Raw genomic sequence first — 12,338 nt, 5'->3', positions numbered from 1 at the left:
TAGCTATTTTTTTCTCACGCAGAGACGCAGAGGCACTCCAAAGGACTTAAGAATGCAATCTAATGAAAATTGCTTTAAACCAGGTTCTTCACCAAGCGAAACCCGATATGGCTAGTTCCTGTATCGGGGGCTTGAGATTCTCGTGCGGCTGGACGGTAGCGGCTGCAATAGTTCGGCGCACATAGATAAGAGCCGCCTTTGATTACATGAAGAGCAATCTCTGTAGGTTTTTTTGGGTCAAAACTTTTACTTGCTCCTGTGGGGTTGACACTGTGAGCGTTGTTGTCATGTCCTAAACTGAACCAGTCGGAAGTCCATTCCCAAACATTACCGGTCATATCGTAAAGTCCATAACCATTGGCCGAAAAAGAGCCTACTTTTGCCGTTCCTATATAACCATCAGCTTTGGTATTGAAAAAAGGGAAAATCCCCTGCCAGGTGTTGGCTTTTTTCTCCGAATATTGATTACCCCAGGTATAAGTTGCGCCATCTAAGCCACCACGAGCCGCATATTCCCACTGTGCTTCTGTTGGTAAGGATTTTCCTGCCCATATTGCATAAGCTTGGGCATCCTCGTAGGCAATATGCACAACTGGGTAGTTTTCTTTACCTACAACAGTGCTATCGCTACCAAAGGGATGCTGCCAGTTAGCGCCAGGTGTCCAATGCCACCAACTGAGAAATTGGACTTGCTTAACACCTTGTTTTGGCTGATGAAACACCAGAGAACCTGGTAATCTCTGCTCATCTGGTAAGTCGGGAAACTGTTCTTTTGACAAAGGGCGTTGTGCAACTGTTACATACTTTGTTGATTTGACAAACTCAGCAAATTGGGCGTTTGTCACCTCGTATTTATCAATGCAGAAGGAGGTAACTGTAACATTTTTCGCTGTTCGCTCTTCCACAAAACCCGAATTATCCGCTCCCATATTGAAAATACCTCCAGGAATGAGTACCATCTCTGGAGGACAGAGATTAACGGTAACTGCTAATGCGGATAAATTGCTCAATAGTGATATGAGTGCAACTAGCTGAATCAGCAGTAGCGTTAAAAAGCAATGTTTTTTTCGCATTTTACGCCGATAAAACTGTTAAACCCAAAATACGTAAAAATCTCTGTTGCAAAGTAAAATTATAAACTCACTCCTACTAGTTAAATTATTTAGCGTTGCTGATTAGATATATAAATCTTGGTGGAGAAACTTTGCAATAGAACGTCTCTATATAAGGTTTTCAAATCACGCAAAATCATTTTCATACCTGAATTCAGCAACGCCAATTGTTTGACTGGCAAGCTTACCAGCGTTAAAATACTAATTGTCGATTGATTTGCTGTACTATATCAGGAGTATTCCATAGTCTTTACTAAAAAACAAGTATTTCAGCAAAGATTTCTTCTCAAAATTTAGAGTCAAAATACCCCATAATTTAATACTTGTCCATAGCTTAGTTCTCTTCGTAGCGCGTTCATTGTCAGGGCGCTCAATCCTATAGGAGGGAGTATTCCCAATCAGACTTGTCCAAAATTTATGTGCATCACAAAACTAGCACCCAAGCTGTCAAATATTTCATTTGCACGCCAGATTTGATAGATTATCTTTGCGGAGTTCTTCATGTCAAGCCATCAATTACCTTTCCAGCGTTCCGATGAAGAAGTACAAGCTTCTTCTGGCGACTCCCTCACCATCGCCCGGAAACAAGAAGTTGTGCAACTTCTCAAGCAAATTAGCGATCGCACCCTAAAAAATGACATTATTAGTCTGGGGATGGTACGAAATCTGCGGATAGTTGATGATTATATATATTTGCGTTTGTATATTGGTTCCCATCAACATCAATTAGAAACCGAGATTCAAACTGTATTATCATCCCTAACTTGGAGCAAAAAAACTTACATTCAACTCTGCACCATTTCAGGAGTAAGAACAACTCTAGCAGTTTCTAGTGGTAAGGGGGGTGTGGGGAAATCTACCACTGCGGTTAATTTAGCAGCAGCTTTACAATTGGCTGGGGCAAAAGTCGGTCTGTTGGATGCTGATGTTTACGGCCCCAATGTTCCCCAAATGCTGGGACTGGGTAAATCTGAAGTGAAAGTTATTGATACTCCCAAAGGTCAAAGGTTTGTGCCATTAGAAGCTCACGGTATTAAAGTTATGTCTGTAGGACTATTGGCTGAAGCAGACCATCCTTTAGCTTGGCGCGGCCCAGTTTTACATAAAATCATCACCCAGTTTATCCATGAAGTCGAGTGGGGAGAACTGGATTATTTATTAATTGACCTTCCTCCTGGTACTGGTGATGCTCAAATTACTATCGTGCAAGAAAGCCCGATTTGCGGGGTAATATTGGTAACAACTCCCCAAAATGTGGCAATCTCGGATGTCCGTCGCAGCGTTTATATGTTTCGCCAAGTTGGGGTTCCTGTTATCGGGATTATCGAAAATATGAGCTATTTCATGGGGAATGGTGGCGAAAAAATTTCGATTTTCGGTAGTGGTGGCGGTCAAAAGTTAGTAGAAGAACTCAAAGCACCTCTTTTAGGGCAGATTCCCATTGATCCCCTCATCTGTAACGGTGGCGATATCGGAGAACCCCTAACACTCGTTGACCCTAACTCCAAAGCTAGTCAAGTATTTGTGCAAATTGCTGGGGCGTTAAATGCTACTTTTTCTGGTTCTATGTAAATATTTTATCAGCAAAGTACGGTAAATTGCTCTTTTTAGCGTAGTATTGAATGTGCTTATAGTTCTGAAGGTCAAAGACATCGTTTGGAACGGTAATAAATCCTTAAAGTTCCTCCCCACTTCTAAAAGCTTATGGACATCAATACCCAACGGATAAAAACTGATGTACTTGTCATTGGTGGCGGTACAGCCGGAACAATGGCATGTATCAAAGCCAAACAAGCGAATCCCGATGCAGAGGTGCTGATTTTAGAAAAGGCTAACATCCGACGGAGTGGTGCGATCGCAATGGGTATGGATGGGGTAAACACCGCAGTCATTCCTGGTCATTCTACCCCAGAACAATACGTGCGCGAAATCACCTTAGCTAACGACGGTATTCTCAACCAAAAAGCCGTATATCAAACAGGCAAATTAGGTTATGAAGTCATCCAAGAATTAGAAAGTTGGGGTGTGAAATTTCAAAAAGATGTCCAAGGCAACTATGATTTAAAACAAGTGCATCGCGTGGGTAAATATGTCTTACCCATGCCAGAAGGTAAAGACTTAAAAACCATTCTCACCCGCCAAGTCAAACGCCACAAAGTCAAAGTGACAAATCGTGTCATGGCAACAAGGGTGTTAGTTAAAGAAGGTCGTGCTGTTGGTGCAGTAGGCTTTGATGTCAGGAACGGTGATTATATTGTCATTCAAGCCAAAGCAGTGATCTTGTGTACAGGTGCTTGCGGCAGATTAGGATTACCTGCTTCTGGCTATCTCTACGGCACTTACGAAAATCCTACCAATGCCGGAGATGGCTATTCAATGGCTTATCATGCAGGAGCAGAACTCAGCAATATTGAATGCTTTCAAGTTAATCCTCTAATTAAAGATTATAACGGCCCTGCTTGTGCTTATGTCGCCGGGCCTTTTGGCGCTCATACTGCCAACGCCGAAGGAAATCGCTTCATTAGTTGCGACTATTGGAGTGGTCAAATGATGTTGGAAATCTGGAAAGAATTAAACTCTGGAAAAGGGCCAGTCCAACTGAAAATGACCCACCTTGATGAAGATACCATTGCTGAAATTGAATCAATACTTTGGGCAAATGAACGACCGAGTAGAGAACGCTTTCATCAAGGCAGAAAAGAAGATTACCGCACTCACGGCATAGAGATGCACATTTCCGAAATTGGCTTATGTAGTGGTCATAGTGCCTCTGGTGTGTGGGTAAATGAAAATGCTCAAACAACCGTCCCTGGTTTATATGCAGCCGGAGACATGGCCAGTGTTCCCCATAATTATATGATTGGGGCATTTGTTTTCGGTCGCATAGCCGGAACTCATGCCATTGAATATATTCAAGATTTAGATTTTATCGAACCAGATGTAGATTTTTTAGAAGCAGAAAAATCGAGAATTTATGCCCCATTAACTCGCCCTAATGGTGTACCTCATACCCAGGTTGAATATAAATTAAGACGCTTAGTTAATGATTATCTGCAACCACCAAAATCAGGCAATAAAATAGAGATTGGTTTAAAACATTTTGTGCAATATCAAGAAACATTAGATTTAATGGGCGCTCGTGACCCTCATGAATTGATGCGTAGTCTAGAAGTTCACTTTATTCGGGACTGTGCAGAAATGGCAGCTAGAGCATCATTATATCGTCAAGAGACTCGTTGGGGCCTTTATCATTACCGCTTAGATTATCCAGAAAAGAATGATGAAGAATGGTTTTGTCATGTCAATTTAAAGAAAGATAAATTAGAGCAAATGGTATTGTTTAAGCGTCCTGTAGAGCCTTACATCGTGGAAGTAGATGCAGTCAAAGAAGTCTACAATGTTGCTGTTAAATGAATGTCCATGAAAATGCTCTATAAAGCAATAATTTTTGATCTCGATAATACACTGTTGAATTTTGAGCTATGTGAACGCCAAGCTATTCTAGGAGCATTGGAAGATTGTGCAGTATCTTTAGATTTAAATGGAGTCAGTGAGACTATTTTCCTTCAAGTCTTTGAAACTTATAATTCCAAGTATTGGAGACAGCGAGATATCTTTTCTCCTAGTGAGATAATCGAGATGTCTTATCGAAGTACACTTGCTCAATTAGATATACAAACAGATCAAATCAGCAATCTTAGTCAAAGTTTTTGGCATATTTTTAATCATTCGAGCGTAATGGAACCTGATGTAAATGAAGTGCTAACTGTTCTCGCACACAATTATCGTTTGGCTGTCATTACGAACGGGTTTGTATCAGCGCAACTATCGAGAATGCAAGCTGCTGGAATTGAGTATTTTTTTGAAGAAGTTGTAATTTCTGAAGCAATTGGTTTTGCGAAACCATCTCCTGAGATATTCCATCATGCTTTATCTAGGTTGAATTTAACACCAGCAGAAGTTATTTATGTTGGAGATTCTCTAAAGCACGACTATGCAGGAGCAACACAAGTCAATATTGATTTTTGCTATTACAACAGGAAAAATCAAAATTTACCAAAAGAAGCAAAACCAAAGTTTATGATAAATGAACTCTTAAATTTGCTGAAATTGTTTAACTAACAGGTTTTTGATTTATTCATCTAAAGTTATTTTTAAGAATTTTCTAATATGTCTATATATAATTCAATTGGTCAAAAATACTCAAAAACTCGCGTTCCTGATATGCGTATTGTCAATAAATTAATTGATTTACTCAATTTACCCAAAGGTAGCATTATTGCTGATATCGGCGCTGGTACTGGTGGTTACAGTCTAGCGCTAGCTAATAAAGGATTTCTTGTTAATGCTGTTGAACCTTCTGTAGTTATGCAAAAACAAGCAGTAGAACATCAGCAAATTAAGTGGTTTACTGGCTATGCAGAAAATTTACCTATACCAGATAAGTCTGTTGATGCTGTTGTAAGTATCCTGGCAACTCATCACTTTTCTCATCTCGAAAAAGCTTTTCAGGAAATGCACAGAATAATTAGAGATGGGGCAATAATTTTGTTAACTTTTGATATTAGATTAGCTCAGAAGATATGGCTTTATGAATATTTTCCGTTTTTGTGGGAAGATGCATTACGATTTTTACCACTTAACGAACAGATTAATTTAATTCAGAGTAATACTAAAAGGCGTGTTGAAGCCATACCCCTTTTATTACCATACGATTTATCTGATTTATTCGCAGCAGCAGACTGGTAGGGAAAACGCACCTTATTTACTAATAAAAACTAAGAGGAATTTCAAAATGATATAGATAATTGTAAAATGATAAATAAAGCAAATGATGCATTTCAGAAAATCATGAATTAGCTTATCTGAAGCTGAATTGCTATTTATTATTACTAAAATAGCTCAAAATTCGAGTCTATAAAACTATGTTTATCAGCAAAGAAGAGACACTTCTCCTAAAAATTCAAATTCCACTTTTGATATATGAGTTTAAGCTAATGCTAAAACTCTTGCTAAATAATTGTTATCCATCGCAGCGAGAAATTGTTTATTTTTAATTCCACGTTTAATACGCTTCTCTTGATTTAAAAGATTGACTGCAATATGTCTGAGAATTGCAAAATTCTGTGGAGCATTATCTTTCCTAATCCGACAGTCATCTTCCCTCAAGGCGACATCTAATACCCAATGTAATGAATTCTCAATTCCCCAATGACTGCGAATAGAATTACCGAACTGTCTAGTGCGATCGCTCTCTCCTGTAGGTTGGGTGTAACGTAGTGGAACCCAACACATGATATCTGGAAAACAGAAAATATTAACACTATCATAATCTCTCAATTTATTGAATAAAATCAATGTCAAACCTATGTTATATATTTAATTACTCACTAAGATGTATATCGCCTGATGTTGGGTTACGGCGCAATATAAATTGTTCATTGTGTTGCTAATTTCCTAACTTGCGCCTCCACCCAACCTACGAAGAGATTATTCATTCCCTACATCTTCAGCAAATTCTATCTTTAGTCCTGAACCCCAATCTATATCGTAAATTCCTTTATTTACATACAACATGAAACTTGAATAATTCCAATCTTTAGGTGCTTTAACATATCCATGCTTTACAGGATTATAATGAATATAATCAACATGACGAATGAAATCAATTTCATCTAGAATTTGATGTTCCCAAAATCTGCGTTGCCAAATAGCTTTTTCACCCTTATTTCGACGTGATACAGAGATTTTCCCTTGATATTTAATATCACAATAATGGGTAAAATAATTTTTTATTAATCGCCAACGAACTGAAAAATTACTGTCCCCTGGTGGTAACGTCCAAATACAGTGTATGTGGTTTGGTAATATGACAATGGCATCTATAATAAATGGAGATTTGCTTATTACTTCTCTGAATGCTTTTCTTAACAGCAAAATATTCTCTGCATTACAAAGAAACTCTCGACGGTTATGAGTAACAACGGTAAAGAAAAATGTACCTCCTTCTATCTTGGCTCTGCGATATTCCATAATGCCTATAAACAACTTAAAATCGTGAAATTATTCATATAAGCTTACCCAATTGTTTTACTGTTTAGCAGTTTCAGTACAAAATCATGGAGTTATTTTATGGCTTTAATCAATCAAAGAATAGATGTTCCTGTTATCGTTGATGAATCGAAATGTTTAGAAAAATGCACAGCCTGTATTGAGGTTTGTCCCTTGGATGTGTTGGCAAAAAATCCAGAAACAGGCAAAGCCTACATGAAATATGATGAATGTTGGTTTTGTCTACCTTGTGAGAAAGAATGTCCAACTAATGCCATTACTGTGCAAATTCCCTTTTTGTTACGTTAACTATTTGTGGTAAAAATTAATGAATGATGATCTCAAACATTGGCTAGAAATGCTGCGATCGCCTGATATAAATGATCGTATAGTAGCTGTAAAAACCTTGCAGCATTTAGGCGATGAAGAAACAATAGATGCTTTAATCATAGCTTTGAAAGATGAACATATTACTGTTCAAAAAATAGCGATATCCGCCCTTTGGGAAATTGCTAATCCTGTAGCAATACCTGCTTTAATTGAATGCCTTAGTTCATCGGATACAGATATTCGTACTGAAGCGGTATCAGCATTAAGTGAGTTAATAACACAAGATGAATTGTTACTTTTACTAGATAAACTGCAAAATAATGATGTAAATCTCCAATTAAATATTTTAGTGCTTTTGCGGAAAATACATGATATTCAATGTTTACCCTACGTTTTACCATTTTTAGAATCAAAAAATCCTGAGTTAAGAGAAGCAGCCGTTACCACACTGCGATATATCAATCAACTAGAAAAATGTCCCCAAGCTTTAAATCTAATTTTTGATCGAGAAGCAAGTGTACGTCGTGCTGCTGCTTTAACTTTAGAACATTTACAAGATGCAGAAGTGATTACAATACTTTGTCAAGCACTCACAAATGATAGTGATTGGCAAGTTCGTCGGAATGCAGCTAAATCTCTCGCTATTCATGAGAATCATCAAGCAATTTCAGCATTAGAAATAGCTTTAAATGATGAACATTGGCAAGTGCGAAAATCAGCAGCACAAGCTTTGCAAAAAATCCCAGATATTCAAGTTATGCCGAGATTAATTCAAGCATTAACAGATGAATATGCAGATGTACGCAAAGAAGCAGTAATTGCACTTGGTAATTTAGCTCATCCTGATGCTATTAATCCCTTACAACAAGCGTTAGATGATCCCGATAGAGAAGTTTCCATCCAAGCGCAACGCGCAATTCAAAAGGCTCAAGTAGATAAAAACTTTCTTCCCTAACCCGCATTTCTCACAAGCTCCAGGCGTTTGATGGAGCAGAAGAGAAGTAATGAGTAATGAGTAATGAGTAAAAACTTCTTACTTCTTACTCATTACTTATTACTTCTCTCCGGCACTTGCACAGGCTTTAAGAGGTGTGGTGAGAAATCCGGGCTAATACCATTTTTTATGAAGCTGCAATAGATGAATGGTTTAAGGTTAGATACAAAAAATATCCCAGCAGAGGGCAGCTTTTGGCTTTATCTGCTGGAGACTCTAAATGTGAAACTTTTAGGAATCGACTTTAGTAGCGATTGTTATTGTTGCGGCGGGCATTACCACCACCCCAGCTACCACGAGGAGAACTGCTTCTATCCTCACGAGGTTTAGCTTTGTTCACTTTCAAGTCACGTCCCATCCATTCAGCACCATCAAGTGCATCAATGGCAGCTTGTTCTTGTGTGTCTGATTCCATTTCCACAAAAGCGAACCCACGAGGCCGGCCTGTTTCCCGATCTGTGGGTAGTTGAACACGACTTACTGTTCCGTATTCTGCAAAAGCCTGCTTTAGGTCCTCTTCTGTAACCTGATATGACAGGTTCCCGACGTAAATTGACATAGAAATCTCCGAATTCAGGGAGTGTAGAGAGTTAAATTCGGAGAGACGGTTTTTAGAAATCAAAACTAGTTACTCAACCGAAAATAATCTTTATGTCCATGAGTTTAGCACAGCCTTCAGCCTTTGAATATTGTCTAATAGTGAATTTTATTCACAAATCAAACCCTTTATGCAGGTTTGCAGACTTCTCAATTGGCTGGCTTTTGTTACTTGTACTATAAAAGTTACACTTTGAATCTGCGATCGCGCAGGTATTTAGTGTTTTGAAAATTAAGCTGTGGACTTAGAGGTAAAGATTATTATCGGTAGTGGGTGCAATCATAACATGACTAGCTGTTTTAAAAGCAAATTAAAAAATATTCATGCTCAAATGCTCAATTCGCTATGGTCAAACTGCGCTAAAATCTTTTCTGCTTGCTGGCACAGTGCTTCGTGATATTCACCATTACTCGCCAGCAAACCTCCCCATTGATTGATATCACCAGTGTTATATTGCAACGGAGCGCCGTCAAAGTGGGTAAACTTACCACCAGCTTCTGTTAAAATCAGTTCTGGTGCTGCCATATCCCAATCTTTGGGCGCAGACTTACCAGAAAGAGAAATATAGATATCTGCTTGTTGCTCGACAATAGTGGCGATTTTGCAGCCGACACTACCCACAGATTTCTGATTTTGACAGGGTAAATTTTGTAGCAAGTAATCTAAGCGCTGGTTGCGGTGAGAGCGACTAACCACTAAGGTTAAATCCTCAATTGGTTTACCTGACGACACATGTAAAGGAACAGAGCCATCACTGGTATCTACAAATGTCCCCCCACCTTTGGTAGCGTAATATAACTTTTCTGCCTCTGGTACTGCCACTACTGCTAAAACTGGGCGTGTTTCCTTGACTAAAGCAATGTGAACTGCATAATCCCCAGTTTTTTCAATAAAGTCTCGTGTACCATCTAAAGGGTCAATTATCCATACCCAAGGGGCGGAAGGGTGTGCGCCTGTAGTTGGTGCCTGATAGGTTTCTTCGCTGATGTAAGCAAAATCTTCATTACCCAAAGCTCCTTGTAGCTTCTGCAAGATATATTGACTCACAGCTACATCGGCAACGGTAACAGGCTCATTTTCTTTATATTGTACATCCAAGTTAGGGTCCTTTGCAGTGCCGTGGTAATACGATCGCAGTATATCTGCTGCACCCCAACCTATCTCACGAGCGATCGCTAATATTTCTTGTAAGTCTTTCATTAAATTTGCCTTTATTAACCTGATTACTCAGCACTTTAAATCCATCCAGCGCCGAGTGCCAAAAAATTTACAAGAATCAGCAGCAATATTAGTTGCCAGTGCCAGCGCATCAGTAAAACTTTCCCTTAAAATGTAATCACAAAAAGCACCGTGGAAAATATCTCCAGCCCCTAATGTATCAACCGCGTATATTTGCGGCACATCTACGATACCAGCTTTAGTGCAACTCAAGTATTCAATTGGTTTTTGTCCGTGGGTAATGGCAATGTAAGGAATCTCAAAGCCGGACAGATAGGCAAAAACGTCTTCTCCAGTCTGACAGTTGGGCGGATAAAAATTAGCTGAACAGATGGCATAATCTACAAACGGCAAAATTTGCTCAAATCCAGGCTTCCAACTGCCACCATCGATTACTACTGGGATATTTTTGGCTTTAGCTGCTTGGGCTATGAAATAACTTACAGCCATCTGATGCCCATCAATTAGTACTATGTTGACATTTTGTAAAATATCTGAAGGGATAGATGCGCTACTGGCTTGAGTTTTGACAGCATTGATGGAAACCACGGCTCTTTCACCTGTGGCTTGGGTGACAATGATTGAGGAGACAGGCGGTGCTAAATCAGTGGTAGGCTCAAGGTCTGCGATCGCAACTTTGTAATTTGCCAAATCACCTCGAATTAGCTGTGTCATTGGGTGAGAACCCACTACACCTAAGACTGTAGCTTGATTACCTAAATGCCTGAAAGTTACAGCTGCGTTTGTTGCTGGGCCACCTGCCGCTACAGTATAGTCAGTAGCGACAATCTTCTGATTATTTTTGGGGGCAGATTCAGCAAGGTAAATCAAATCTAAAGTTACTAAACCGACAAATAACCCATGATCCGATTTTGGATTTTGAATTTTCGATGATCCATTTGTCATATATGTTCGTATAGCTGCATAAATAATTATTTTTAACTCCTGCACAGACGCGATGAATCGCGTCTCTACAAAAACTCCTAATCTCTCATGCAAACCGATCCAAAACCAAGAACACTTTACGTTGTCGGTACACCCATTGGCAACCTGGAAGATATAACCTTTCGGGCGGTGCGAATTTTGCAGACTGTGGATATCATTGCTGCGGAAGACACCCGGCACACAGGGAAATTATTACAGCATTTTCAAGTTAAAACTCCCCAGGTGAGTTACCACGAACACAATCGTACCAGTCGCATCCCGGAATTATTAGAGCATTTAGTTAACAATAAAGCGATCGCACTTGTGACTGATGCGGGAATGCCAGGTATTTCCGATCCTGGATATGAACTGGTGAAAGCCTGCATTGAGGCGGGGATTTCAGTAGTTCCCATTCCTGGCGCTAGTGCAGCAATTACCGCTTTGAGTGCATCTGGATTACCAACAGATCGGTTTGTCTTTGAAGGCTTTCTGCCGGCGAAAACTCAACAGAGACAAGAATATTTAGAATCTCTGCAAACAGAATCTCGCACATTGATTTTCTACGAATCGCCTCACCGCTTGCGAGATACTTTACAAGACTTAGCTTTTGTTTGGGGGAGCGATCGCCAAATTGTGCTAGGACGGGAGTTAACAAAATTGTATGAGGAATTTTGGCGGGGGACGATTGCCGAAGCGATCGCTCACTACAGCCAACGAGAACCCCAAGGTGAATATACATTAGTCGTGGCAGGAATTCCAGCCAGTCAGACTCAACTGACAGAAGAGGAATTGAAAGCCGAATTGAAAATGTTAATTAGTCAGGGAATATCGCGATCGCAAGCTAGCCGTCAGTTAGCAAAATTTACTTCCCTTCCCCGTCGCCAACTTTATCAACTAGCTCTTTCTTTAGTCGTTACTCCTGAGTCTTGAAACACTAATAAAAATACTACTAGGGCTTACGCAAAATTATACCCTGTAGGGGCGATTTATGTAGATACAGAGACGCTTTCCGTAGGGTATTTACCCTACCGGAGAATCAGTAAATATTCAAATGATATCTAAAGATTTTTGATTTTAGTTCTCTAGATAGATCGGTAATTTTAGAGGCAAA

General features: G+C 39.5%; 12 protein-coding genes and 1 pseudogene. 7 read left to right on the top strand and 6 right to left on the bottom strand.

Features of this window, described 5'->3' with window-relative positions; all coding sequences use genetic code 11:
* Positions 1-74: 74 nt before the first annotated feature.
* Positions 75-1,073, bottom strand: a complete 999-nt coding sequence (locus tag FD724_RS28860; protein WP_179074963.1) for a formylglycine-generating enzyme family protein — start codon at positions 1,071-1,073, stop codon at positions 75-77.
* 540 nt (positions 1,074-1,613) lie between these two features.
* Here FD724_RS28860 and FD724_RS28855 point away from each other — a divergent pair.
* From FD724_RS28855 to FD724_RS28840, 4 genes are all read left to right on the top strand, one after another.
* Complete coding sequence (locus FD724_RS28855) at positions 1,614-2,684, top strand: Mrp/NBP35 family ATP-binding protein (protein ID WP_179074962.1); 1,071 nt, start codon at positions 1,614-1,616, stop codon at positions 2,682-2,684.
* A 132-nt stretch (positions 2,685-2,816) separates the two neighbouring features.
* Positions 2,817-4,526: a fumarate reductase/succinate dehydrogenase flavoprotein subunit gene (locus FD724_RS28850; protein ID WP_179074961.1), complete on the top strand. Its 1,710-nt coding sequence runs from the start codon at positions 2,817-2,819 to the stop codon at positions 4,524-4,526.
* A gap of 6 nt (positions 4,527-4,532) precedes the next feature.
* Positions 4,533-5,234, top strand: coding sequence for an HAD family hydrolase (locus FD724_RS28845; RefSeq protein WP_256874384.1), 702 nt, complete (start codon positions 4,533-4,535; stop codon positions 5,232-5,234).
* A gap of 48 nt (positions 5,235-5,282) precedes the next feature.
* The gene (locus tag FD724_RS28840; protein WP_256874383.1) at positions 5,283-5,861 is read left to right on the top strand and encodes a class I SAM-dependent methyltransferase; all 579 of its coding nucleotides are present in this window, start codon (positions 5,283-5,285) and stop codon (positions 5,859-5,861) included.
* Between the two features lie 240 nt (positions 5,862-6,101).
* Here FD724_RS28840 and FD724_RS28835 read toward each other — a convergent pair.
* Positions 6,102-6,332: pseudogene (locus FD724_RS28835) on the bottom strand (ISAs1 family transposase); the annotation flags it as partial.
* Positions 6,333-6,602: 270 nt separating this feature from the next.
* Entirely contained in the window at positions 6,603-7,145 is a 543-nt protein-coding gene (locus FD724_RS28830; RefSeq protein ID WP_199346325.1) for a transposase, read from the bottom strand.
* Positions 7,146-7,244: 99 nt separating this feature from the next.
* On the opposite strand from FD724_RS28830, the gene FD724_RS28825 reads away from it, so the two are divergent.
* Entirely contained in the window at positions 7,245-7,472 is a 228-nt protein-coding gene (locus tag FD724_RS28825; RefSeq protein WP_012408944.1) for a ferredoxin family protein, read from the top strand.
* Positions 7,473-7,491: 19 nt separating this feature from the next.
* The gene (locus FD724_RS28820; protein ID WP_179074960.1) at positions 7,492-8,448 is read left to right on the top strand and encodes a HEAT repeat domain-containing protein; all 957 of its coding nucleotides are present in this window, start codon (positions 7,492-7,494) and stop codon (positions 8,446-8,448) included.
* A gap of 283 nt (positions 8,449-8,731) precedes the next feature.
* On the opposite strand, the gene FD724_RS28815 is transcribed toward FD724_RS28820, so the two are convergent.
* The 3 genes from FD724_RS28815 to FD724_RS28805 all read right to left on the bottom strand — a co-directional run bounded on the left by FD724_RS28815 (position 8,732) and on the right by FD724_RS28805 (position 11,209).
* Positions 8,732-9,046 carry an RNA-binding protein gene (locus tag FD724_RS28815; protein ID WP_012408942.1) on the bottom strand — a complete coding sequence of 105 codons (315 nt, stop codon included), beginning with the start codon at positions 9,044-9,046 and terminating at the stop codon, positions 8,732-8,734.
* A 366-nt stretch (positions 9,047-9,412) separates the two neighbouring features.
* Entirely contained in the window at positions 9,413-10,285 is an 873-nt protein-coding gene (locus tag FD724_RS28810; RefSeq protein WP_179074959.1) for a 3'(2'),5'-bisphosphate nucleotidase CysQ, read from the bottom strand.
* Between the two features lie 27 nt (positions 10,286-10,312).
* Complete coding sequence (locus FD724_RS28805; RefSeq protein WP_179074958.1) at positions 10,313-11,209, bottom strand: sugar kinase; 897 nt, start codon at positions 11,207-11,209, stop codon at positions 10,313-10,315.
* Between the two features lie 87 nt (positions 11,210-11,296).
* On the opposite strand from FD724_RS28805, the gene rsmI reads away from it, so the two are divergent.
* Entirely contained in the window at positions 11,297-12,157 is an 861-nt protein-coding gene (gene rsmI / locus FD724_RS28800; RefSeq protein ID WP_179074957.1) for a 16S rRNA (cytidine(1402)-2'-O)-methyltransferase, read from the top strand.
* The last annotated feature ends 181 nt before the right edge of the window (positions 12,158-12,338 follow it).

The sequence above is a fragment of the Nostoc sp. C057 genome, assembly GCF_013393925.1.
Lineage (GTDB): Bacteria > Cyanobacteriota > Cyanobacteriia > Cyanobacteriales > Nostocaceae > Nostoc > Nostoc muscorum_A.
The sequence above is the reverse complement of the archived record's forward strand: the minus strand, read 5'-3'. Positions and strand labels throughout refer to the sequence as shown.